The organism is Sulfurovum sp. NBC37-1, assembly GCF_000010345.1.
Classification (GTDB): Bacteria; Campylobacterota; Campylobacteria; order Campylobacterales; family Sulfurovaceae; genus Sulfurovum.
Genome location: NC_009663.1, coordinates 242,437 through 267,287, shown reverse-complemented (window position 1 = coordinate 267,287; position 24,851 = coordinate 242,437). Strand labels below are relative to the sequence as shown.

The 24,851-nt window shown below is 44.1% G+C and carries 24 protein-coding genes; 4 read left to right on the top strand and 20 right to left on the bottom strand.

What is annotated here, in order from left to right:
* Positions 1-36: 36 nt before the first annotated feature.
* On the top strand, positions 37-1,440 hold the full coding sequence (locus SUN_RS01385) for a chloride channel protein (RefSeq protein ID WP_011979958.1): 1,404 nt from the start codon (positions 37-39) through the stop codon (positions 1,438-1,440).
* 7 nt (positions 1,441-1,447) lie between these two features.
* Here the strand turns inward: SUN_RS01385 and SUN_RS01380 are convergent, their stop codons facing one another.
* The 6 genes from SUN_RS01380 to SUN_RS01355 are packed head-to-tail and all read right to left on the bottom strand — an operon-like array spanning position 1,448 to position 8,124.
* Positions 1,448-1,954, bottom strand: coding sequence for an NADH-quinone oxidoreductase subunit B family protein (locus SUN_RS01380; RefSeq protein ID WP_011979957.1), 507 nt, complete (start codon positions 1,952-1,954; stop codon positions 1,448-1,450).
* On the bottom strand, positions 1,951-3,318 hold the full coding sequence (locus tag SUN_RS01375) for an NADH-quinone oxidoreductase subunit C (RefSeq protein WP_011979956.1): 1,368 nt from the start codon (positions 3,316-3,318) through the stop codon (positions 1,951-1,953). Before SUN_RS01375 ends, SUN_RS01380 begins: the two co-directional genes overlap by 4 nt.
* Entirely contained in the window at positions 3,315-4,730 is a 1,416-nt protein-coding gene (locus SUN_RS01370) for a proton-conducting transporter membrane subunit (RefSeq protein ID WP_011979955.1), read from the bottom strand. The genes SUN_RS01375 and SUN_RS01370 overlap by 4 nt, the downstream gene beginning before the upstream one ends.
* Complete coding sequence (locus SUN_RS01365) at positions 4,727-5,320, bottom strand: hydrogenase (RefSeq protein ID WP_011979954.1); 594 nt, start codon at positions 5,318-5,320, stop codon at positions 4,727-4,729. Before SUN_RS01365 ends, SUN_RS01370 begins: the two co-directional genes overlap by 4 nt.
* Before the next feature lie 3 nt (positions 5,321-5,323).
* Positions 5,324-6,244 (bottom strand): respiratory chain complex I subunit 1 family protein, encoded by a 921-nt coding sequence (locus SUN_RS01360; RefSeq protein WP_011979953.1) that lies wholly within the window; start codon positions 6,242-6,244, stop codon positions 5,324-5,326.
* Positions 6,241-8,124: a proton-conducting transporter membrane subunit gene (locus SUN_RS01355; RefSeq protein ID WP_011979952.1), complete on the bottom strand. Its 1,884-nt coding sequence runs from the start codon at positions 8,122-8,124 to the stop codon at positions 6,241-6,243. The genes SUN_RS01360 and SUN_RS01355 overlap by 4 nt, the downstream gene beginning before the upstream one ends.
* 170 nt (positions 8,125-8,294) lie before the next feature.
* Between SUN_RS01355 and SUN_RS01350 the strand changes: the two genes are divergently transcribed.
* On the top strand, positions 8,295-8,498 hold the full coding sequence (locus SUN_RS01350; RefSeq protein ID WP_011979951.1) for a hypothetical protein: 204 nt from the start codon (positions 8,295-8,297) through the stop codon (positions 8,496-8,498).
* A 73-nt stretch (positions 8,499-8,571) separates the two neighbouring features.
* On the opposite strand, the gene SUN_RS01345 is transcribed toward SUN_RS01350, so the two are convergent.
* The 5 genes from SUN_RS01345 to SUN_RS01325 all read right to left on the bottom strand — a co-directional run bounded on the left by SUN_RS01345 (position 8,572) and on the right by SUN_RS01325 (position 13,011).
* Entirely contained in the window at positions 8,572-9,270 is a 699-nt protein-coding gene (locus SUN_RS01345) for an anaerobic ribonucleoside-triphosphate reductase activating protein (protein WP_232501340.1), read from the bottom strand.
* Positions 9,239-9,412: an anaerobic ribonucleoside-triphosphate reductase gene (gene nrdD, locus SUN_RS13430; protein ID WP_011979949.1), complete on the bottom strand. Its 174-nt coding sequence runs from the start codon at positions 9,410-9,412 to the stop codon at positions 9,239-9,241. The genes SUN_RS01345 and nrdD overlap by 32 nt, the downstream gene beginning before the upstream one ends.
* Positions 9,412-9,741, bottom strand: coding sequence for a hypothetical protein (locus tag SUN_RS01335; RefSeq protein WP_011979948.1), 330 nt, complete (start codon positions 9,739-9,741; stop codon positions 9,412-9,414). The genes nrdD and SUN_RS01335 overlap by 1 nt, the downstream gene beginning before the upstream one ends.
* Positions 9,741-11,837, bottom strand: a complete 2,097-nt coding sequence (locus SUN_RS01330) for a ribonucleoside triphosphate reductase (protein ID WP_011979947.1) — start codon at positions 11,835-11,837, stop codon at positions 9,741-9,743. Before SUN_RS01330 ends, SUN_RS01335 begins: the two co-directional genes overlap by 1 nt.
* A gap of 142 nt (positions 11,838-11,979) precedes the next feature.
* The gene (locus SUN_RS01325; RefSeq protein WP_011979946.1) at positions 11,980-13,011 is read right to left on the bottom strand and encodes a type I glyceraldehyde-3-phosphate dehydrogenase; all 1,032 of its coding nucleotides are present in this window, start codon (positions 13,009-13,011) and stop codon (positions 11,980-11,982) included.
* 123 nt (positions 13,012-13,134) lie between these two features.
* Here SUN_RS01325 and SUN_RS01320 point away from each other — a divergent pair, with 123 nt between their 5' ends.
* Both SUN_RS01320 and SUN_RS01315 read left to right on the top strand, forming a co-directional pair.
* Positions 13,135-14,148: a ribonucleotide-diphosphate reductase subunit beta gene (locus SUN_RS01320; protein WP_011979945.1), complete on the top strand. Its 1,014-nt coding sequence runs from the start codon at positions 13,135-13,137 to the stop codon at positions 14,146-14,148.
* Complete coding sequence (locus SUN_RS01315; RefSeq protein ID WP_232501339.1) at positions 14,114-15,055, top strand: glycosyl transferase; 942 nt, start codon at positions 14,114-14,116, stop codon at positions 15,053-15,055. The genes SUN_RS01320 and SUN_RS01315 overlap by 35 nt, the downstream gene beginning before the upstream one ends.
* Positions 15,056-15,075: 20 nt before the next feature.
* Here SUN_RS01315 and SUN_RS01310 read toward each other — a convergent pair whose 3' ends face one another.
* From SUN_RS01310 to SUN_RS01275, 9 genes are all read right to left on the bottom strand, one after another.
* Positions 15,076-15,492 (bottom strand): thioredoxin family protein, encoded by a 417-nt coding sequence (locus tag SUN_RS01310; protein WP_011979943.1) that lies wholly within the window; start codon positions 15,490-15,492, stop codon positions 15,076-15,078.
* A gap of 3 nt (positions 15,493-15,495) precedes the next feature.
* Complete coding sequence (locus tag SUN_RS01305) at positions 15,496-16,596, bottom strand: cytochrome D1 domain-containing protein (RefSeq protein WP_011979942.1); 1,101 nt, start codon at positions 16,594-16,596, stop codon at positions 15,496-15,498.
* Positions 16,597-16,694: 98 nt separating this feature from the next.
* Positions 16,695-18,149, bottom strand: a complete 1,455-nt coding sequence (locus SUN_RS01300; protein ID WP_011979941.1) for a TrkH family potassium uptake protein — start codon at positions 18,147-18,149, stop codon at positions 16,695-16,697.
* A complete protein-coding gene (locus SUN_RS01295) occupies positions 18,131-19,456 on the bottom strand; it encodes an NAD-binding protein (protein WP_011979940.1) in 1,326 nt (441 codons plus the stop codon). The genes SUN_RS01300 and SUN_RS01295 overlap by 19 nt, the downstream gene beginning before the upstream one ends.
* 31 nt (positions 19,457-19,487) lie before the next feature.
* The gene (locus tag SUN_RS01290) at positions 19,488-20,609 is read right to left on the bottom strand and encodes a multiheme c-type cytochrome (protein WP_148154626.1); all 1,122 of its coding nucleotides are present in this window, start codon (positions 20,607-20,609) and stop codon (positions 19,488-19,490) included.
* Between the two features lie 84 nt (positions 20,610-20,693).
* Positions 20,694-22,409, bottom strand: a complete 1,716-nt coding sequence (locus SUN_RS01285) for a nitrite reductase (protein ID WP_011979938.1) — start codon at positions 22,407-22,409, stop codon at positions 20,694-20,696.
* 116 nt (positions 22,410-22,525) lie between these two features.
* The gene (locus tag SUN_RS13550) at positions 22,526-22,687 is read right to left on the bottom strand and encodes a hypothetical protein (RefSeq protein WP_158298173.1); all 162 of its coding nucleotides are present in this window, start codon (positions 22,685-22,687) and stop codon (positions 22,526-22,528) included.
* Between the two features lie 51 nt (positions 22,688-22,738).
* Positions 22,739-24,184: a cbb3-type cytochrome c oxidase subunit I gene (locus SUN_RS01280; RefSeq protein WP_011979937.1), complete on the bottom strand. Its 1,446-nt coding sequence runs from the start codon at positions 24,182-24,184 to the stop codon at positions 22,739-22,741.
* Positions 24,174-24,845 carry a c-type cytochrome gene (locus tag SUN_RS01275; protein ID WP_011979936.1) on the bottom strand — a complete coding sequence of 224 codons (672 nt, stop codon included), beginning with the start codon at positions 24,843-24,845 and terminating at the stop codon, positions 24,174-24,176. The genes SUN_RS01280 and SUN_RS01275 overlap by 11 nt, the downstream gene beginning before the upstream one ends.
* Between the last annotated feature and the right edge of the window lie 6 nt (positions 24,846-24,851).

Sequence of the window (24,851 nt, the reverse complement as noted above, 5' to 3'; positions counted from 1 at the left end):
ACCACTACGACCAAAATCCAGATTTCGGACTTTTAAATGATACGAAAACACATTACGGAACAGACAGCCATTTTTTTCAGTGTAGCCAAATGGGTATTTTTGTCTTCTGTAGTAGGGGTGATCATTGGTGCAGTCGTAACACTCTTTCTGAATATTCTGGAATATGCGGATACGTCACGCTCATTTTTACCGTTCAACTACTATTACCTTCTACCCTTTGCGCTTGTATTCACCGTATGGCTGGTAAAAACCTTTGCACCAAGTGCTGAAGGACACGGAACCGAAAAAGTAATCTCTGCCGTACACAAAAGTGACGGGAAAATAGATGTTTCCGTCATTCCCGTCAAACTTCTGGCAACAGTTATCAGCATCTTTGCCGGTGCCTCCGTAGGTAAAGAGGGACCCGGTGCACAGATAGGCGCCGGTGTCGCCTCCGCCCTCTCAGAACTCTTCAAGTTCAGCAAACAGGATCGTAAAAAACTAGTTATCTGCGGTATCAGTGCAGGATTTGCAACAGTGTTCGGAACCCCTGTTGCCGGAGCGATCTTCGGTGTGGAAGTGCTGATCATCGGTGTCATACTCTACGATGTCCTGCTTCCCTCTTTCATCGCCGGATTTGCCGCTTTCACGACGGCACAGTTCCTAGGGATCAAATATACCTACTACAACCTGCACTTTTATCAGGATATCTCCTTGGATTTCGGTCTTATCATCAAAGTGGTCATTGCCGCGCTCTTTTTCGGCTTCGTATCCGACATTGTCATCACATCGGTATCCCACACGGCAAAAGTGATCAAAGAGCTCAAATTCAATATTTATCTCAAAGCATTTGCCGGAGGCCTGCTGATCGTGATACTCACACTGATATTCGGAGAGGAGTATATCGGACTGGGACTTGACACCATCAACCATACGGTCAATCCAAACTCCACCTATCTTCTCGATATTCACTGGTACACATTTCTGCTGAAAACCCTCTTTACTTCTCTATCCCTGGGTGCGGGAGGCAGCGGAGGGATCATTACCCCCATTTTTTATATCGGCGCGACAAGCGGGCACGCCTTCGGAGCACTCATCGCCCCCGAACATGTTATCATTTTTTCCGCACTTGGCTTCGTCAGTGTCCTTTCAGCCACGACCAATACACCCATCGCATCGACCATTATGGCCGTTGAACTTTTCGGTATCGACATTGCCCACTATGCGGCTCTTGGTGCAGTGATCGCTTTTCTGATCTCCGGACACAGGAGTATCTTCTCTTCACAGATCCTGGCGATGAAAAAATCCGAAATGCTCTCCGTAAAAATAGGTGAAGAGGTCGAGAATATCAATACTGAACTTGAAGATACGGAAAAAAGCAAATTCAACAAACTCAAAGAGAGATTGAACACCAAACGTGAACTGCTTAAAGCGCAGAAGCGTAACAAAAAGAAAAGCTAGACGCAGATCAGATCTTTTTCAGAAATTCCAGCAGTCCCCTGATGATCTCCAGCGGTTCTGGAGGACAGCCCGGTATATGGTGTGCTACGGGCAGATGATCGGCAGCAGGTGCCTTTACGGCAAAGGTTTTTTCAAAGGGGGCTTCCATCACCGGGCAGGCACCCAGCGTGATGACCCATTTGGGTTCGGGTATCTGTTTGTAGGCATCCAATACATGCGGTGTCATATTGAAAGTCATAAGACCGTTTAAGAGCATCACATCAGCATGCCTGGGACTCGCTACAAAGTAAATACCCAGTCTCTCCAGGTCGTAGTAAGGGTTCGAAAGTGCGTTACACTCTGCTTCACAGGCATTGCAGCTTCCGCTGTCTACCATCCTGATAGCCAGAGAGCCTGCAAATTTCTTTTTAACATTCTCTTTAATCTCTCTTTTGATCGCTTCCAACTCTTTATCCAGGGCTGTATCCTCTGTTAAAATACCCTCTTTGACTCTTTTATTCCAAAACTGTATCATAGATCGTTTCCTGCATAGCTGAGATCACAACTTTTATTGATAAGCGGAAAATCCGCAATGATATTGTTCGGCATCATCAGGTGAAGCGTCTGCCAGTTCATAAAACTGGGATCTCTGACAAAAAATCTCTCGATGACCCCATCTTTGATCTCTATGTTCATGAACAGTTCACCCAGAGAACTTTCCGCAAAGGCCGTATAGTCACCGTCTTTGATCTTTTCTATATCAATATGTGTATCATCCTCTTCCAGAAAGTGTTTCATCATGACAATCGAATTTTTGACCTCTTGCAGCCTGACTTTGAATCGTGCAGCCACATCACCGCTCTGTTCTGTTTGAATTTCAAAACCATGCTCCAGATAGAACGGTTCCGACCGTCTGTCAAGGGAGAACCCGGAAGCCCTCGCCACGACACCGACCGTATCGTATTTGAGCACATCGGCCTTTTGAAGAATCCCCGTCGTATCGAACCGGTCCCACAGTGAGGGAATATCCATAATCCAGGTTTCAAAAAATGCAATATCTTTTTGCAATCCATCAAGATAATCATACAAAGAGCTTATATCGAGTACTTTGTTCTCAAACCCTATTGCATCAAAACCGAAACGGTGTCCCGTTACATTTTGCAACTGCCGTCTGGCATCTTCAGACAGTTTGGAGGCAAATGCCAGTGCGGCACCGAACCCGGCATCGTTGGGGATGAACCCCAGATCGGTCAAATGGTGGATAATGCGTTCCATTTCCAGCAGAAAAGCATGCCGTTTTCTCAGGGAGAGCGGAAGTTCCATACCGGCTGCCTGACAGACAATATCACGCCAGGCTGTCTGGTAGGCAATGGATTCGTTCCCGCTAATACGTTCGATAACAGGTTTGGCTTCCAACAGTGTTTTACCCTCCAGCATCTTCTCTATTCCACGGTATTTGTAAAAGTGTCGCACCTCCTGATGCAGCATATCCTCTCCCGCCTGGGAAAAATGGAAATGACCCGGTTCGATGATCCCGGCATGGATAGGTCCGACAGAGACCTGAAAGACGCCGTCACCCTGTATCGCTTCATACTTGTAGGGTGTAAATTCTGCAAAGTCCAGCGTATTCTTTTGGAAAGCTTTTTGCATAGGATGTATGGCTTTGGGGAAACGCTCCTGATGTAGTAGAGGACGTTTATCAAAGGCATCCTCGATGACGATACCAAAATCATCACTCATTTTTCGCTCGAACCAGATCGCTGAAGGATGCTTTTTTGCCAAAGTCCTGATCACAGGGTTCTCTTTGGAGATCGTTTCTCTTTGGGTCTCGCTTTCAAAGACCGTGACGATCTCAAAGGTACCTTCCCTCTCTTTTGCATACCGGGCAATGAGTCTCATACAATACTCCTTAGATATGCCAACGATCCCGGCAGCAGAAGCGCAACAAGGGAAACAGCAAAAATGACCAATGCGAGAAGTTCGCTGGTGTAGACTCTCTTTTCACTCTCTTCTCCCTCATACTTCATGGACTGGTAGATCGCAACAAAACGGTAAAAGATCACCGACAGCAATATCAGCAACAGTAATACCGCACCGATCATGGCCAGCATATGATCGCTCTGTTTGGCATTGTCTATCATGGCAGCAAATCCGTACAGTTCGCTGAAGAACATCGGACTCGGAGGTAGCGAGATGATCGCCAGAAGAAAAAGAGAGACCAGAAACCAGAAAATGGTACCTTTTTTTCCGCTGTATCCGCGCAAAGCCCCGGCGATCCGATATTTCCCCTGAGATTCAAGCACACCGGTCGAAAGAAAAAGTGCCGGTTTCAAAAAAGCATGCGCTCCAAAATGCAGCAATGCGGCAAATGTACCGCCGCTCACCCAGAAAAGTGCGATCAGTGCCATATGCTCTATACCCGATAGGGAGAAAAGCCGCATAAAATCTTTGGCTCTGAAGATCAGGAAGGAGACGATGAAGATCGTCAGCAATGTGTAGACAAATACAAAAACGAAGAGGTGGGAATAGTTGACCTGTCTGGCAACTTCACTGAAGCGGAAGAAACCTATGATCACTGCAGATTCCAGAATACCGCTGAAGAGTGCTGCTACAGGATAGAAGGAAGCCCTTTCAATATTGGCCAGCCAGAGGTTCATCGGGAAAAATCCCATCTTGACGAACATGCCTACTGTTGCAATGGCAAAACCCATTTCAAACAGGAACGGAGACGGAATATCGCCTGCATATTTTACCAGGAGATCAAAACGCATGGCATCTTCACCCAAAACAGGCTTGGCACTGGCATACATCAGAATAATACCAAAAAGAAGCAGGGAGATCGCAATGGCACCGACGATCATGTAGTTCCATGCCTCTTTGTGCGCCGCTTTGGTATGATTGGTCTTTATCATATAGACAGTGGAGAGTGTCGCAAGTTCCAGGCCGATCCAATAGATCCCCATATGATTCGCCAAAATGGAGAAGATAAGTCCTACCCAGAAAAGTGCAAAGAAGCGGTAGAAACGGTTGTAGGCTTTTGCAGATACCCTGACATGTTTGTCCAGTGTCAAAAGTGCCAATGTCACGCCGATCCCAACGATCGACGAGACCAGAAGGATGTAGGTATCGAGTTTGTCCGCCACCAGATAACTGCCCCAGATACTGTAGGGTTTGGGGAGAAGAAAAAGTTCCACGATCGGCAGGAGGATCATCAAAGAGGTGATCGCCAGAAGGAATTTCGCTTTTTTATGTTTGAAAAAACTGACGATGAACATAATGACCGCCGGAAGAATAAGCAGAGTCAGCATCATAATGTAGTCTCCTCTTTATGGAAAAGCAGGTTAATGACCACGATCGCCATCAGCAGGTCGAAGAAGATGCCAAGCTCCACCAGCATCGGCATCCCATCTGTCGCCGTGATCCCCAGCAGAAACAGTGCATTCTCCATACTGAGGAAACCTATGATCTTCGGCGCGACATTTCTGTGCTCCATCATAAGCAGAAGAGATAGGAAAAGCGAGGAAATGCTGATCGCAACGTAATTGGCATTGCCACTCATCATATGGGTGATCGGATCTGCAAGGTAAAAGGTAAAGACCAGGATCGCCGGAATAAGCATAATGGCATACTGCACCTTGATTTCCGGGGTGATCTGACGTACAAAGTGAAATTTCTGACTCATATTTTTAAAGAAGTATGGGATCCCCACTGCTTTGATAAGGATCGTCGCCACACCGGTGATCAGCATCGCTTTGTCATCCAGCTCTTTCCCTATGAAAAGTGCCAGCAACCCCAGCATCAGCGAATTGAGAGAATACCACAAAAGCAGCCGATACAGCCTTGTGGCAAAGAGGGCCGTGATAAGAGAAGCCAAAAACAATCCGATCAGAAAATCAACCATAATTCAAGCCCCCAGTACATAAAAAGTGATCAAAGACAAAAAAGCGAACACGATCGCAATACCAAGCAGATTGGGAACCTTGAAGAGCCTGAGTTTTGCTGTGTTCACTTCTATAAGCGCTACGGCAAATGCAACAAGAAAGAGTTTTGCGACAAAGAACAACACGGCTATAGGCGCACTGTACTCCAACCCCATCGGCAGAAAAAGCGATACAAAAAGTGAAGAAAAAATGATAAATTTCACGGAAGATGCACTCTCGATGATCGCAAGATAGACACCTGTCAGATCGAGTATCATCGCTTCATGTACCATGGTAAGCTCCAGGTGTGTTTCAGGGTTGTCAATGGGAATACGGCCATTTTCAGCCAGAAGCAGTATGAAAAAACTGATACCTGCGAACAAAAAGCTTGCCATATGTTCTTTGGGGAAATGTGCTGCAAGATTGACACCTGCCTGCCCTACCCCCAGATCCCCTGCCATCATGGAAACACTGAAGATGGTCAAAACCATAGCCGGTTCCACAAGCGCAGCAATGAACGCTTCTCTCGAGCTGCCCATACCGCCGAAAGCACTTGCGCTGTCCAGTCCCAGAAGCATCAGGAAAAAGGTTGAAAGCGATATGAGCCCCGTAATAGTGAAGGCATCCATAAAACTCACATAAAAGGCCCCGTGAACCACAGGCGGCAGAAAAAAGAGTACGACAAGCAGCGGAGAGAGGACCAGGAACGGCGCATAACGTGTCATCGCACTTGTCTCTTCGGAAATGATCGTCTCTTTCTGCATCAGTTTTGAGAAATTCCTGTACCCCTGAAAAACAGAAACGGGTTTTTTAAAGAGCAGCAGCATCTTGACCGCCTTGATGAAAGAAAGCAGCAAAGGTGCCAAAAGAAGCAGCAGAACGATCGTCAACAGATAGGTGATCATTTTTTATCTCCTATGATCAGTACTTTGATCGAAATAATCATGACGATACCTTCAAGCACAAAAGTCGCCCATGAAAAAGTATGTGCAAAAATTCTGTAGCTGAAAAGCACCATCAGCATCAGGTTGAAAATCATCGCGGCATAGCGTGTCTGCTCAAAATGTGACAGACGATAGACCCAGTAGCTGATCGCATTGGCCGCTTTGGAGACAGAGTTGTAGAGTGACGTTTCAAACAGAGGCTTGACATGGACTTCGTAATGGGAACTGCTGAATTTGCTCTCATGCCCTGCCAGCGTCTCTTTGCAGAAATGCTCCTCCGGTTTATACAGCCAGTTGAAAAATCGTCGGATAGGGCCTGCAAATCCTGTAGCTGTGTATTGTGTCTTTGCCGATGTTCTGTATCCGCATCCCCAGGTATGGTGTACCCGCTCTTTGACCTTCAGCGTTTTATATGCAAACATCAGCAGTGCCGTTACGCCTATCAGCGCCGCCAGCAGGATAAGCGGAGAGACCACACCGCCGTGCATGCTTACTGAGTGCATATGCAGCACTCTTTCAGGGAAGATCTTGTCGTACACTGAAAGATGTCCCAGTGCTACAAGCCCTTTGTCGAACCATGCTATATAGAACGGTGTAAAGAGCATCAGTGAGATAACCACCAGTGCCATAAGTATCAAGCCGGACCGCATCAGAAAATTAACCTCATGGGCATGTTTTGCATTGGTACTTCTGTGCAGGCCAAGAAAGGTAATGCCATAGGCTTTGACAAAGCAGGCGATCGCCAGACCACCCGTCATGGCAAGAGCAAAAATGGCAAAGGGAATCGCCAGTTTTAGGGACATATTGCCAAGATGGCTTGAGCCGAGCATGGACTGGAAGATCATCCATTCGCTTAAAAACCCGTTCGTTGGCGGCAAAGCAGAGATGGAAATAGACGCAAGCAAAAAGGTCAGAGCCGTTATAGGCATGGATTTAATGAGGCCGCCGTATTTTTCTATGTTCTTTGTATGTGTCTGATGCAGCACAGAACCCGCTCCCATAAAGAGTAACGATTTGAAACTCATATGGTTGAAGGTATGGAAAAGTGCCGCAATAAAAGCGAAAGAACTCAAAACCTTCAAGTGCATACTGTCAAAGATCATTCCCATCCCGAAACCCATGAGGATAATACCGATATTTTCTATGGAATGGTTCGCCAGAAGCGCTTTGATATCATGTTCGCTCAGGGCATACAGTACCCCTACAAGCGAAGAGAGCGCACCAATGACCAAAATGACTATCCCCCACTCCAGCGGCCAGGGATAAAGTACATCGAACAAAAACCGGAACATCCCGTAAATAGCCACTTTCAGCATCACACCGCTCATGAGTGCCGAAACCGGGGAAGGGGCTTCCGGATGAGCATAAGGCAGCCAGACATGCAGAGGAACCGCCCCGGCCTTACTCAGGAAACCAAGGATCAAAAAGAAGAAAAGCAGTGTCGGGTACGCGAATGCCGAAGCGATCCCATGCATGGCGGCAAAACCTATTTCAAGGTCACCGTCAGTGACTATCAGGAAGAAGAGCAGCAGAAATACAAAACCGAAATGGGTCATAATAAAATAAAACTTGGCCGCTTCAATGGTCTTTTTCTCTTTCGCTTCCGTCAGGATCAGCTGCCAGCTTGTCAGACTCATCAATTCCCAGAAAAGCAAAAAGACAAGGGCATTGGCAGAGACAACAACGCCCAGCATGGAGAGGATGAATGCAAAATAGTGCAGCTGATAATGTATTTTTCTTTCGATATGGGGAAGGTATCCGTGCGAATAAAAAAGATTTGGGATCGCACCCAGAAGGATCAGTGCAACAAAAATCACGGAAAGGGTATCAAACTGAAACATAACACAACTCCATAAAATTGCAAATACGGATATACGAGTTCGGTGGGTGTTCCATCGGACAGGAGGGCTGTGAAGAGTCCTAAAATATTTACGGAATTATACTCCCAAAGTCCTTAAGATAACTTCTGTTTAAGATTTTGCATTATAATAGGATGAATAAGGATCACTCTATGTCAACATCTTCACTGCTTCTTTATATCTTTTTAGGTTCAGCGGCATTGGCCTATATGACTTACGGAAAATCCCAAAGAAAAGTTGTAGCACTTTTTTGCGGCATCGGCTTGGCAGCACTGCCCTATTTCAACATGGATATGTGGATCATGATATCGTTATCTTTTCTTATGATGGCTTTGCCTTTTTTCATACGTATATAATAATTTTGATACGTATCAACAACAAACAACTGAAAAAACAATCAAGCCTTGAGATGTTAAAAAAACTTGACCTCTATTTTCTCCAAACCACGTTCAACTCATCCCAAAGCTGTGATGTATCAAAAGGTTTTTTTTCTGCTTTCACTTTTCCGATTGTATGCTCTGTAAAAACAAACGGTTGCAGATAATAAGTACCCTTGTATTCTCTTTTGACCAAATCTCTGATGATTCTGTTAATCTCTTCTACTCTTAGCAGGTCACTGTGAACTGTTGTTCGCACCTCAAAAGGAAACTGTTTTTGTATTAAAAAATTGAGTGTCTTTGAAAAACGGTCAAAATGTTTATCCTTCGTGATCTCCAAATACTTCTCTTTGGGGGCCTTGTAATCAAGAGCGATATAATCAACCAACTTCTCCTCGACCAACTCTTGGATCATTTCCGGGTTCAATCCATTTGTATCAAGCTTGATCTTGAACCCTAACTGCTTTATCTTTTTACAGAAACCCGCCAAATCACTGTAAAGCGTGGCTTCACCTCCGGAGAGAACCACCCCTTCAAGAAGCCCCACTCTGCTTTTGAGGAATGCTATAGCCTCCTCCTGGCTTATCTCTCCTTCTCCAAATACAATATCTTTATTATAACAGTACCCACAGCGCATATTACACTTGGCAAACCAGAAGATGGCTGCCAGGTGATCGGGGTAATCCAGGGCTGTAAAGGGTGTAATGTCATAAAGCGGTTTATGCAGCATTGCTCTGTGATCTTTTTTCAAGAAAGAATTTTCTCTCCTTGTGCTCACCTTTTTTACCGATATTAAAACTTTCCACAGGCCTGTGGTAACCCATTACTCTTGTGTAAACGATACATTTTGTTCGTTCTTCTCCATGCTTTTCAAGTATTTCATTCTGTTTCATTACTTCTCCTTTAAAAAAATATTTACACATTTCTGTGCATTTTCAACCAGTAGATCGATCTCTTCTTTACTGGCATTATCAATATGAATGCCGCAAACTACCAGCAGGTCTTTTTCTATTGTATCATAAATAATACTCGCCATTTTTTCTGAAATGACATAATCTTTATGCCCTTTCTTACTTATGGTCTGTAAGCCTTTCTTTCCGTCCATCAATGTAGCCGAACCGATATGCGCCTCCTCTCCACCCGTAATAATGACCAATCGATCATTGCCTATCTCGAAGAACTCCAATGTCACCCGGTAGCGCCCTTCTCCTGCATGGATCATCAGCTTGCCTTCTGCAGAATCTCTTCATCACACTTGGGGCAATACTCATATTCTCCCGAGAGATACCCGTGCTTGTCGCAAATGGAAAATGTCGGTGTCACGGTAATGTAAGGCAGCCTAAAGTTGCCAATGACATTTCTCACCAGTTTTCTGGCTGCTTCTGAAGAGCTTATCTTCTCTCTCATATACAGGTGCAACACTGTCCCTCCTGTATATTTACACTGAAGATCATCCTGCAGCATCAATGCTTCAAAAGGATCATCCGTATAAAATACAGGGATCTGTGAAGAGTTGGTATAGTAGTTGTTTTCTTTCGTTCCCGCCTGGATAATATCGTCATACCTTTTGGCATCTTCTTTGGCGAAACGGTAGGTCGTTCCCTCCGCCGGTGTGGCCTCCAAATTATAGAGATTGCCCGAACGTTCCTGAAACTCCTTCAGCTGTTCTCTCATGAAATCCAGGATCCGCATTGCCATCTCTTTGCCAAATGCATCGGCTATATGATGTTTGTCAGCTGTGAAGTTTCGTATCATTTCATTCATGCCGTTGACACCGATCGTAGAGAAGTGGTTGTTGAATCCGGGCAGATACCTTGCCGTATAGGGGTAAAGCCCCCTGTCATACATCTCCTGTATGAACATCCTTTTCTTCTCAAGTGTCGAATAGGCATACTCCATCAGTTTCGTAAGCCGTGCCAGAAGTTTTTCTTCATCTCCAGCATACAGATATCCCAGTCGCGCCATATTGATCGTCACAACTCCTATACTTCCCGTCATTTCGGCACTCCCGAAGAGTCCGCCCCCTCTTTTGAGAAGCTCACGAAGATCCAGCTGCAGCCGACAGCACATACTTCTGACATGTCCAGGTTTATATGCCTCTTCATTGGGAATGAGTTCGCCTTTTTCATTCCTTACATACTGGCTGCCTATGAAATTCTGAAAATAGGAAGAGCCGATCTTTGCCGTGTTCTCAAAAAGAATGTCGGTATTTTCCCCATACCAGTCAAACTCTTCGGTAATGTTCACTGTAGGAATGGGGAATGTAAAAGACTGCCCGTTCCTGTCCCCTTCGGTCATTACTTCGTAGAATGCCTTGTTGATAAGGTTCATTTCGGGCTGAAAATGCTTATAGGTCATGCTTTCAAAAGAGCGGATCGTCCCATCTCTCCCTTTGGCAGCCTCCAGCAACACTTCATCCTCCAGATCATGAAACAGATGGATCTGCTCTCTTGTAGGTATCTGATCCTTCAGATCGACAGGCACTGTCCAGTCTATGGTGATATTGGTAAAAGGACTTTGCCCCCATCGAGCCGGTACATTAAGGTTATACACAAAACTTCTTATCGCCTTTTTGATCTCACCATAGGAGAGTTTGTCCCGAAACACATAGGGTGCCAGATAGGTGTCGAAAGAGGAGAATGCCTGTGCTCCCGCCCACTCACTCTGCAAAATGCCCAGAAAATTCGCCATCTGTCCCAGCGCTTCCCTGAAATGCCTGGGAGCACGGCTCTCCACCCTCCCCCTTACCCCGTTGAACCCTTCATCCAAGAGTACCCGAAGGCTCCATCCGGCACAATACCCGGTCAGACAGTCCAGGTCATGGATATGGTAATCCCCGTCCCGGTGCGCATATCCTTCCTCCTTGGAGTAGATCGAATCCAGCCAGAAGTTGGCGATCACCTTTCCTGCGGTATTGTTGACCAGACCGGCATTGGAGTAGCCCGTGTTCGAGTTGGCATTGATCCTCCAGTCCGCTTTGTCTATGTACTCTTTAATGGTCTGCGTAGAATTGATGTAGGTCGTATCCTCATTCAGTCCCAGTATCTGTTCTCTTTGTATCTTATGCATATGTCGGTAGAGTATGAAAGATCGCATTACTTCAAAATGCCGATGCTCGTAAAGGACTTTTTCTATCAGGTCCTGGATCTCTTCAACAGAGATTTCATCTCTGTCCTTAATACTCTCCATCAGTTCAGTAAAGACATGCTTGTCATATGCTTTGGCTTCACTGTCAAATGCCTTTTTGATGGCATCCTCGATCTTGAACGGTACAAATTTCTGGGAAGCTCCATCTCTTTTTATTATTGTTTTTATCATAAGTTCTGCTCCTGGTACAACATGCCGGTATTATAATAGAAGCTGTAAAAAAATGGTTTGACAATTGTCAATAAATTCAATATCTTCTTGACAGTCTGTTTTTTACTGCTACTTTTTGATGGAGATCAATAAAATTAATTGACTATTGTGCTATAGAAGCATCTGAATAACCAAGATACTTTGCTATATCTACCAGTCTTTTGGCATAGCCATACTCATTATCCTGCCAGGCGGAGATCCTGAGAAGATCATCTCCCACAATAGCAGTAAAGGGGAGGTTCACTACAGCACTGTAGGGGTTTTGTACATATTCCTCGGAAGATCGGGGAAATGCCGTTGCGTCCAGTATATGGGAATACGCTGTTTCTGCCTCCTGCAAGAGTATCTCATTTACCTCTTCGACAGTCGTCTCTTTTTTGATCCTGATATCCAATGCATACAGCGTGGTACCGGGGATGGGCACACGAATGCTTTTTGCATACATTCGATCCTTTAGATGCGGGAAAAAGTACCCGGTGGCCTCGGCAGCACTGCTGAGGAGAGGAATGATATTCTGTGTAGCCGAACGTGTCCTGCGTATATCTTTGGAATAGTGTTTTCCGTCAAGCAGATTCTGATATGCCGTATAACTGTGGTACATACTCATCATTGCAGCATCGATCCCAAAATGACCGTCTATGATCTTAAAAAGGGGGACAATGGCGTTGGCCGAACAACTGGAGTTGGAGATGATGGACTCCTGCCTGTACTCCCGATGATTCACACCAAATATATAGGTCGGGGTATCATCCGTCATGGGTGCAGAGACGATAACCCTTTTGGCTCCGTTCCCGATCAATGGCAGATTGGAGTGTGTTGTCAGAAACATACCGCTGCACTGCAGAACAACATCCACATTCAAAGAGTGAAGATCCATTCTCGTAGGGTCTCTCTCGCAAAAAAGCTTCACGGGAGACCCATCGATAATAAGTGTTCCGTTATTCAGGCTGACAGTATGCTTCAATATACCATAAAGGGAATCATACTTTAAAAGATAGGCCATCTGTTCATGATTGTAAAGATCATTGATACCGACCAGTTCAAAGCTCTCATCTTCAAGTAGAATACGTGCTGCACTTCTACCTATACGTCCGAATCCGTTAATGAAGATACGTATCTTTTGATCTTTTTTCATGCCATGGATTATAGTCAAAATCCATACACTTACCATTGACAAGTATCAAAATTGACAATTATCAACACATTTAGAAAATTAAAAAGGTAAAATGGTATATTTATATGACTGGAGAATAAATATATGGATGTCAAGCACTACTACAACCCACAGGGTGAAGAGATACTCGATGAGAAGATCTATGGCGGCTCCCCGACAGGTTTCGTCGACTTCAACCGTTCCAAATACCGATGGGACAGCAATATTTATGATCTGATGAATGCCAATACCTGGTTTCCTTCCGAAGTCAATACCAGTACTGAAAAGAAAAATTTCGAAGCGCTTACGGATAATGAGCAGTCCATCTACAAAATGACCTTCGCACAGCTGAGTTTCAACGACTCCGCACAGGAGGAGTACCTCAGTGACTTCAGACGGTTGGCAAACAACCGTCTGGTCAAATCGGTCATCTCGCTGCAGATCATGCAGGAAGTCAACCACTCCAAATCCTATGCGGTACTGCTCGATGCCTGCGGGAATTCAGAGGAAGTTTTCAACCTCTACAAGTATGACGCCGCCCTCAACAAAAAGAACCTGCAGGTCGCCGAACAGTTCGCCAAATATATCGACGGGGGTTCTGCGGACAAGATGCTGCTCTCCGCCATGGCAAGTGTGAACCTCGAGGGGATCTACTTCCTGCTCGGTTTCTCCTACATCTACCTGCTGGGGGACAAAGTACCCGGTGCACGGGATATGATCAAATTCATCGCAAGAGACGAGCTCAACACCCACCTTCCACTCTTTGCAAATATCTTCAAGACCATCCAGAAAGAGAACAATATCGCAACATCCACCATCGATGCAGCCTATAAGATGATACAAGATGCCGTCAAGATCGAACTGGAGTACGGGCACTATCTTCTTGACCAGTTCCCTATTATGGGGGTAACGCATGAGTTGATGGAGCAGACTGTTTACAATTATGCCAACGACCGCCTCAAAAAAATCGGACTCGATCCCATTTTTGACGAGAGTGCAACGACCTATCTTCAGAAACTGGTCACTAAACACCTGGAGATGAACGAAGTCAAAAGTAACTTCTTCGAGAGCAACGTCTCCAACTATGCCAAGTCAAGCATCGACCTCAATGACTTCTAAAGAGTTCCTCCCTTATCTTAAGTGTGTCGGCACCGGTCCCAAACGCAACCGTGATCTCAGCAAAGAAGAGATGAAAACCGTTATACGTGCCTTTTTGAAAAAAGAGGTGATCCCCGAACAAGTCGCAGCGTTCATGCTGGGCTGGAGGGTCAAAGGTGAGAGCATCGACGAATTTGCCGGAGCCATAGAGGTCTTTGACGAGTTCATTAAACATGACCCGCTGCCCAACTCCATCGAGTTCGGCTACCCCTATGACGGCAAGGTAAAAAACCCCTATCTGCTTCCGTTGACCGCACAGTATCTACAGAAGTTCGATGTCATGCTCTCGCTTCATGGCGGACTTCTGCAGCCGGCCAAAGGCGGCATCACGCTCAAAGAGATATGTGACAATGTCACTCTGCCTGCCAATACCCGTTTCTATGACAGAAAAGAGTATTTCCCCGAACTCTACTCATTCAGTGAGATCAGGAACAAACTGGGACTACGCTCTTCGTTCAATACCATCGAAAAACTTCTGGGCATTACCCAAAGCAATACAGCCATCATCGGTGCCTTCCACAAACCCTTCATCGAAAAGTACATCGCCCTCTACAAAGATCGTTACAAGAAACTGATCATCATCAAAGGAAATGAAGGCACGCCAGAGATATTCAGCAAATGCAGCATTACCATTGTAGAGAATGATGAAGTAACAGAAATGAAAGTCGATCCCGGAGCATTCGGCATTGCCTATTCAAAATCTAGGGAACCAATCACCCTCGAGAGATCTCTCGAATTTACACAGAACCCCAGTGACGAACTGTTAAAACTGGCCAAACTCAATGCAGCTGTCATCGGGTTTCTAATTGGAAGGATAGACACAATTGAAGAGGGTATGCTGGAACTGAAAAGCCAGATCAGGCTATAGCAAAAACTGTCAAGTTATTATTAATGGTGCGTGGTTGCATACCCTATGATTTTCTCCAGTAGAACAGGTGCTATCTTTTCTCCATAAAGTGGTTCACCCAAAACAATCTCCTTCCCACTGTCAACAAAGAACAGTGTCGGAAATACAGTCGTATAATACATCTCTACAGGGTAGCTCTTGCTACCTTCATAGGTTACAATGACCGAAACCATCTTCTCATTGATCATATCGACATAAGGTTTATTCATAAAAGCAGTTTGAATGATCTTGCCGGAGAGTGCTGAGTTTTGTTTGACTACAAGAACAAGAAGAGGTTTGTGCTCTTTCAGCGCTTTTTGGTGAGCCGTGTCGTAGTCACCCATCCAATGGATGAAATTGGCTGAAACAATAAGAGGGAACAGCCAAAGCCAAAGAAGCTTTAACGGCTGTTTGTGCATCGTCTATTTTTTCTTTTTTGACTCATACAGGAAGATGCCCGAAGGATGCTTTACCTGGAAAATCTCTCTCTCAAGGAACCATTCATCCGTATCGATCACATTTACCTGGTTGGCATCATTGACTGAAACGTATAAAGAAGGATATTCCTTTGACCATCTGACATGCAGTACTTTCCCCTTGAATGTAAAGGTTTTGATTATTTTCAACGTTTTGGTATCGATGATCTGGATCGTCGGAAAATCCTTACCCGAATAGGTCACTGCCAGATATTTTTTGTCCGGACTGAGCGAGGTAAATACAGGCAAACCCTGTGTTTCGATATTTTTGATGAAGTTGAAATTGTTGTCATACACCATCACGGCATTGTCACCCACAGCTGGGATAAAGGTTCTGTCATCACTGAGTGACCAGAAACCGAAATGCGGTACTTTAAGTACAGGCTTGTTGTCTTCCGCCGTAACTTTGATCTGGGAGTATGTCATTTTATCCAGGTCTATGACACCAAAGGCTTTACTCAAGAAGAAGCCAACAATATAGGTATTATCCTTGATCATTGCATCAAAAGGCATCTTTCCTACTTTGAATTCTTTGACTATCTTGAATTTCGGTGTCCCTTTTCCTGCATTTTCATCTTTAAGTACAGTGACCTTATCGTTATCCATCTGTGCAAAGATGATCATATCTTTGTATATTTTGATACCCACATTCTTCGAACCGGTCACTATCTTGTCAATGGGCTTGAGGTCACGGGTAAGAATATCGACCGATTTGTCATCATAGTTCGCTACAGCCACATAATTCTTGCCAATAACAAAGCCGATAGCGGATTTACTTGTTTTATACTCCGCTTCCACCTTTTCCGTTTTGGGATCGAATTTCACAATATAGCCATCACGACTGATCAGGTAAGCATCATCACCGTCGAACTTGATGATCCCGTGGTTCATATTGTGCATATGTTCCATATGCCTTTTGGCCAGGCCGTCTTCTATAACGGCAACAGATTCACTTTCACGCTCCACGACAAAATATTTTTCTTTCGCACTTAACGCAGTCGAAAAAAAGGTTGTTCCCAGAAGGAGTACAGAGAGGAGATATTTCATACATTTATCCTTATCTTACAAAATTGCTTCTATTGTACTGAAAAATATATAACAACTTTGTTGATAAATGTCAATTTAGGGAAAGGTACAAGAAAACCTTAGAACTTTTTCCAGAAACTTCTGCTGAAAAGCAGAAATACCGTATAGAACTCAAGCCTTCCAATGATCATCCCCATGGAAAGAACTATTTTATCAATATCCGAGAAGAACCCGTAATTATGTGCTGGCCCAGTCAGGGCAAATCCCGGCCCGATATTCCCTACACATGCCAGAGCGGTCGATACAGAGGTCATGGCATCGAAGCCTCTTGCGAACAGATAAAGTGTCAGGAACATATTGGTCATCACAAAAAGAAAAATGAACCCTGTTGTGGACGAGATGATCTGGGACGAGACCTTCTGATGGTCTATGAAAACACCCAATACTGCGTTGGGATGCAATGTTCGCTTAAACTGTACAGAAATATTCTTGAACAATACAATGTAACGTATCACTTTCACACCCCCTGCCGTTGAGCCGGCGTTTCCGCCTATCAGCATGGCTACAAAGATCACAGAGATCGCCATATGCCCCCACTGTTCGTAGTCAAGTGTGGCAAATCCTGTAGTAGTAAGCACGGAAGCGACCGTAAAAGAGGCATGTGTCAGAGCATGAAAGTAACTGTCATAATCCACAAAGATATCCACACTGCTCAAAAGCAGTGAAAGGGCAATGAAAATAGCCAGATACCAGAGTACCTCTTCCCTTTTATATCCGTCTGCTTTGCCGGTTGAGAAAAGTTTCAGATGTGCCAGAAAGTTGATCCCGGAAATGATCATGAAAAAGGTCGTGATCCATATAATCACATTGGAATCATAATACCCCAGCGAGGCGTTCTTCGTTGAGAAACCGCCTGTCGATATGGTAGAAAAAGCATGGTTCACAGCATCAAATATATTCATCCCTGCCAGCTTTAAAGCAATTGCATCCGCCACAGTGAAGAGCACATAAATACCCCACAATCTTATGGCGGTATCTTTGACCTTAGGTGTGATCTTCTCCATTTTGATCCCCGTCGATTCCGCTTTGAACAGTGTCATCGACCCACTGGGATTGATGAGCGAGAAAAGTCCTACTCCCAGAACGATGATCCCCATACCACCCAGCCAGTGCATCAGGCTTCTAAGGCAGAGTATTGATTTTGGCAGAGATTCAATGTCGGAGAAAACGGTAGCCCCGGTGGTAGTGAACCCGCTGACTGCTTCAAAAAAGGCATCTGCCGGAGTAATACCCGTATAAAGGAGAAAAGGGACCGCTCCTGCCACACCCAGAAGGACCCATATCAGATTGACGGAAAGTATACCGCCTTTGATGCTCAGTTTCATTCTGTGTTCTCTAAGTAGCAGAACTATGATCGCATTGATGGAAAACAAAGTGAGATCAAAATAGAGAAAACGGCTCATATCTTCATGATAGATCCATCCGACAATGATCGCGGTGAAAAGGAAAAGGCTCAGTGCCATACCGATCACAGAGACGAATTTAAAAATATTCTTTAAAGCGTGTATATCCACTGTTGTATCTCTTCTTTGTTTTCAAATTCTCCAAAGACCACCACAATGTCCCCCTGTTCGAACTGGCTGATCTCGGAGAAATCATAAAGTTTGCCTTCTCTTAAAAGCAGAACGATCGATCTGTCTATTTTTGCATTTCCAAGCTTCTTGCCTATCAATGTGGAGTTGGGATAGACCTTCCGCATGAAAAGTATCCCACTTCCTCCGCAAAAATGTCTCTGCGTGACGATCGAACTCGAAGATATCTTTTCCAGGATCGCATAATGAGCACCTGCCTTACTGCCTCTGACAACCACAACCCCCATTTTGTGCATCAGATTGTAATAGGCTTTATCGTTATTGACCGCTACGACTTTTTCTATACCGTATTCTTTTGCTTCAATACATTTCACGATATTTTTTTCATCATCATGGCTCGCAGCAATGATCATATCGGCATTTTTAAGCCCCTCATCTTCGAACAGACGCTGATCCTCGTAAGCCGAGTTAATGATGGTTACCCTGTCCTGCAGAAGTTCCGAAGCTGCCCGGCAATGGGAAATATCTTTTTCGATCATCTTGATATCCAGTTTTTTGTCCAACAGTGCCTTCGCGATCTTCTGAGCCAGTGTATTGGCACCGAAAATAACGATCTTCTTAATAGAAGAGGGCATCTTTTCATCCAGTTTGGCCGAAATATTTTCAATGGCATCCATATCACCAAAAAGATAGACAAGATCCCCTTTCTCAATACGCTCATCTTTGCTGGGAACAAAAAATGTTTTTTCTCTTTCGATACCAACTATGGCTACAGCATCACTCACAAACTCATTAACACGGTAAAGCATTTGCGCATCGTACTGTACCCGTATGGAAATAAGTTTGTGTTTTGTCTGGTGGAAAGTTTTGACATTATTTGCTTTGGGAAAGGTGAAAAGTGCTTTGACTTTATTGGCGGTTGTGATATCCGGGAATACCGCATAATCTATAGAGAGCTTTTCCAGAACATGGCTTTTTAGAAAACCATCATTTTTAAGCCTGATGATCTTTCTTTTGACCTCAACAACATCCTCCACGATAAGCGTAGAAAGCAGATTGGCTTCATCCGAATCAGTAACGGCGATGAACAGGTCCACAGTGTCAATATTGAGCGACTGGTAGGTTTTCGGATTTTCAACATCACCATGCACAACCAGAACATCGACATCTTCATCCAGCTTGTTGAGCTTGGAAAGATCTTTGTCTATCACCATAACATTATGTTGGAAAGAAAGAGTATGGGCAAGGCCATACCCCACGGTTCCCGCACCGGCTATCATAATATCCATACTTGCCTTCCTTTCTAAAAAGAGTACTCTCTTAAAACTTTAATGTCACTTTTTTAATGAGACTCGGTTCCATCAGGCTTTTATCTTCAAGCTCTATGGCGCTTGCACAATCACTTTTTCCCAGCTGAACATACAAAGAGACCATGACCACATCACCTTTTTCAAGAGAAGGGATATCGTACTGCAGTACTTTTGTCTCTTTTGCATTGAGATTATGTACACTTCCCTCTGTCGCTGTAGCCGGAACGATGATCTTTTTGCCATCCCTTTTGAAACTGTAGGCAAAATACCCCTGTTTATCCTTAGCAGGATCAGACTTGTAGTTTCTCCAAATGACTTTGCCCTTTCTCATTATTTCTATTTTTAAAAATTTGGCACGTGCAGGCTGAATGATGAGCGGATGCTCCATTTTGTTGGTCAGCGTCACATCCAGCTTTCCATTGTTGACGGTAATCCCAATATCGACACCCGTTTTCCTGAATGCTTTATCATGAATACCAAGAAATCTGTGGCTGGCATGGTGCCCTCTGGCTCTCTTGTCCATTTTTTCTGCACCGCCTTCGATCTCAGGCATATGGCATTTGATACACCCCAGACTGTTCTGTGTTTCATCCATGGCATGGAATATAGTCACATTATTGTCATTCAGCTTATGCGAATGGCATCCCGTACAGACTTTTTTGGCATAGACCGGGTTTGAAGCGGAAGAGTGCTTGTCGCTTTCATCCGGATTGACCAGTCTGCCGTACAGTGTCGGCTTATAATTCTCGGCCTGTCTTGCCTTGGTATTGATGTTGAATTTATGGGCTTTTTTGACATAGGCGATCGTATGGCAGAAATAACAGGAGATCGCATCGGTATGGGTTTTGTTGGCTCTGTCGGGTCTTGCCTTGCCGGAGAGCAGATCATTGATATTGTCTGCCATAGGCATGTGACAGGTGGCACAGGCATATTTCTTCTTATCTGCAGCATTGGCTATTTTGCGATGCAGTTCATCATTAAAGTAACTTTTGGAATGCTGTGACCCCTGAAATTCTTCATAAATATTTTCATGACACTCTTTGCAGGAGTGGTTGTCCATATATTTGGCATCAGCAAAAGAAAAAAAAGAATACAGAAGTATACAGAACCTAAGGAAAACCATTCGTTTCATTAGAAACCTTGATAATTTATTGAAGTGATCCGACGATCATCTCAATAAATTACCCTCTCCAAAAGGAGAGAGTAAAAGTATCAATTAAGCACCAGGAATATGTTGTCTGTGCTCAACTGAGTATGTAAATGTAGGTGTTGTCAAGTTATTGATATACTTAACGAACTTACCTGTTTCTGACTCATAGATACCGATTCTACCGGTTGTCCACTCAGAAATCATTGTCCATTTACCATGGTTAGCAGGTTCAGCGTGAAGCAGTCTTGGCTGTACACCCTCTTTTAATGCTTTACCTAAATGATCCGGCATTGGCATAATTTTTTCCTTACCAAATGTTTTTTCATTCATAGGCACTTTTTCATGCTGTGTTGCATCCCATGTTTGAAGTACTTTTCCACTTTTCGCATCGATCAACTGACCTTCAGTTTTACCGACTTTAATAATTCTGTCAGTTTCTAAAGTCTCTTTGTTGATCAGGTGAACTTCATTGTACTTGTCCGGCTTACCGAGAACACAGTCAGACCAGATCCAAGGTGTATGTTCACCTGTACCTACAAATAATCCGCCACCTGAAGTTTTTATTTTCTTAACAATCTTCCAACTTGGAGATTCCCAGATAACAACAGAACCAAAGTTCATAGAGTTTGTAGCATTCAGCTGTTTACCCATTTTTTTGTTGAACCATGAAGAACCTTGACCTGGGTGTGGCTTAGATTTTTTACCCGTATGTACTTTTGCTGCAAGTTGCATAGTCTTTTGATCTACAATACCCATCAAGTCAGAACCTTGAGAAGCAACTTGTACATAACGACCAAAGTCTTCACCCTCATTCTCATTTAAGAATGCATCGTGGAGTACTTTACCAATATTAGGAATATCACCCACAATTGGGAAGTCAGGCTTGCTATAGTCTACAACATACACATGACCTGCATCTTTCAATGCAAATGAGAAATAAGGACCATATGGTGTATCTGCGATATAAGCAACTCTTGATGGTCCAATTTGACCGTCAGTATCAATAACACGGCTTGTATCATAAACTTTTAGTGGCTCTAGTGTATGTGCATCACATAAAACTGCTCCACCTGGGTTATAGTTACCCGCCATTACATATTTACCATCTGGAGAAACTGCAAGACCTCTAGACTCTTGACCTACTTGAACAGTTGCCAATGCAGGTTGTCCAGGAGCTGCGATATCGAACATTGTTAATTTACCTGAACGAGAGATACAGTATGCATATCTAGGATCATGTTTGTTGGTTACTGTTACGTGAACAGCAAATCCAGCTTTATGACGAGAAAGTACTTTTCCTGTGGTTGAATCAATAAAGTCAACCAAAGAAGCATCTCTTTCTGTTGCAAAGGTAATATCTTTCACATCTTTCACATCTGTTGCTTTTGGATACTTTTTAGCCAAGGCATCTCTGTCTGCCAATTTTGTCCAGGTTTTATGCACTTGATCAAAATCTAGTTTAAGTTCAACTGTATTTTTCCAGTCCATTAACCAATGGACCATACCTGCTGCATCATCTTTTGAGAATGTAGCGTTCCATGCCGGCATTGCAGTATTTTCTCTACCCTCCATAATAGTTTCAGCCAACATTTCTGCATTTTTCTTTTTAAGTGCTTTGGGTCTAAGGTCAGATCCGACACCACCCTGGTGGATTGGTCCGTGACACCCTTGACACTCTTTTTCAAATACTTTTGCAAAATCCATATTGGATGTACCGGCAATTGCCATTGTTGCTGCAAAACTTGTTACTGCTGCCAAACCTAAAATTCTGTTTAATTTCATTTGTTCTCCTTTTTTAAAAACATCAATGTAACATAGGTAAAATGGATCATTTTACCTATGTTTTACAATACGTTTTACGAAGAGCTAACCCATAGCCCTTCGCAATATTGCAGGATTTACTTTTCCTGCTGCAATCTCTTTTTCTCACTGAAATAGATCCAGAACATCGGTAAAATAATTATCGTATGTAAAAAGATCGTTAGTGTCAGAGGTCCCTCATTGAGCCAACCAAAAAAACTCGGTACGACATCAGTAAACGGTTCAAACAATGTTCCCATTTTTCTCTCCTTCTTTTTTAGTTGGTACGGAAGATCCGTACCTTTTTGTATTTAGACAGCCTGTGCTGCTTTTTGCTCTTTACCAATGGTAAGAAGATCCCACACAAGATAGATGAATCCTACGAATGTCACTACACCCATAATGGCTCTCCACATCATAGCTTGAACGTACCAAGGTAGCTCCTGTGCCTGGAAGAATGCATTCCATCCGCCGCCAAGTTCAGCTCTCTCTACGAGTACCTGCTCATATCCGGCAATCGTCAAAGCTACAGTCATTCCCAGTACACCGAATACTATAAGGAAGATCCCCATTTTTGACTTGAAAGTTGCTTTCAAACGCTCTATACCATACGCATACTGAACACCAAGATACATCATCCCGATAAGGATCGTAGCATAAGCCCCGAAGAATGCCAGGTGGCCGTGAGCCGCCGTAAACTGTGTACCGTGTGTATAGATATTTACCTGTGGTAGTGTGTGGAAGAATCCCCAAACACCTGCACCCAAAAAGTTACCAAAGGCATTGGTTACGATCCATGCAATTGCCGGTCCATTGTTCGCAACAGCACCTTTATGGCCTTCTGCTTTTGCTGCACCCTGTTCTTTACCCCAATCATAGAGGACGTGAACGAACATTGCAACCAACGGAACTGGTTCCAGTGCTGAGAATAGTGCACCAATTTCCCACCAGTACTCAGGTGTACCGATCCAGAAGTAGTGGTGACCCATACCAAGGATACCAGAACCAAATAACATAAGAACTTCGATCCATAGCCACATTTCAACGATCTCTCGTTTAGCACCGATGATCTTGATAAGTGAATACGCTGCAAGAACCCCTACAAATACTTCCCAAGTCGCTTCAACCCAAAGGTGTATAACCCACCACCACCAGAATTGATCCATTGAGATGTTGTCTGTAAAGAACATACCTGCAACATAAAGACCGGCAAGTGCAAGCAAGTCAGCGACCATCACTGTCATGATCCCTGTTTTTTTACCTTTCATAAATGTTGCAAATACATTCCAGTAGAAGATAAGTACAACAACGACAATACCGATATCGGCCCATCTTGGTGCTTCAATATACTCTCTACCTTCGTTGATAAGCCAGATAGTTGCTTCTGTACCAGGTCCAACTTGAATGAAGATGTATACAAGTACAACCACTGTTACAGCAGCTGTTAGAACCCAGAATGCAAGTTTACCGATGCCGGCATGCACCAACTGTTCACCTGTCTCATCTGAGAGCATGAAGTAGACCGATCCGATCATTGCATAAAGCATCCAGACGACCAGTGCATTGATGTGCACCATTCTGGCAACGTTAAAGTCAAACAGTTCAAACAAGAACCCCGGAACCAAAAATTGTATTGCAGCGATAAGACCCATCAGAAGCTGTGCACCAAAGAGTATAATTGCTACTCTGAAATACATCATTCCTAATTCTTTACCTTTATCGCCCGCAAATTCATTTGTTTTAATACTAGTGAGCATATGTACCTCCTGCTTCGAATGTTTTAAGAGTTTTCGAGAAGCCTCTTGGGAAACCGTTGGTGTCGATACTACTCATCTGCTTGAGGAAAGCTACCAATCCTTTTGCTTCTTCCGCAGTAATACCGAGATCTGGCATCATACGTGCATGTGTAGGATACTGTGAAGGATGCTGCAGGAATTCAGCCATTGCCTCTTCCACAGTCTTTTTCCCTGTCATACCCTGAAGCGGTCCGCCATTTTGCCAAGCCGGATCAAGCCATGCTTTTGTAAGATCCGGAGCAAAATAGGCACCGTTACCCAAAAGTGTGTGGCAATTCATACAGTTCTTCGCCTGTGAAGTGAGTTTACCAAGGTGCAATAACTGATCTGCTTCCTTTTCACTCCACTCTTTACCAAAGAATGGCTGTTTTTCACCGATCACCGGTACCTCATGCCCTCTTTTTTTACTATATTTATAATCAATTTTATAATTGATTACACTTGCTGCCGGTACTCTCTTGTCTACCCCGTTCTTAAGGTCTGCCGCTGTACCCATACTGATCTGTCCAAGCGTATCGAACGAAAGCCAGATAAGCAAGATCGTTGCAAATCCTGTTACCCATGCCGCTGAACGACGCCAGAATGGAATACTGGTCCAAACCGAAACATTTTTGTTAGCCATGTGTCC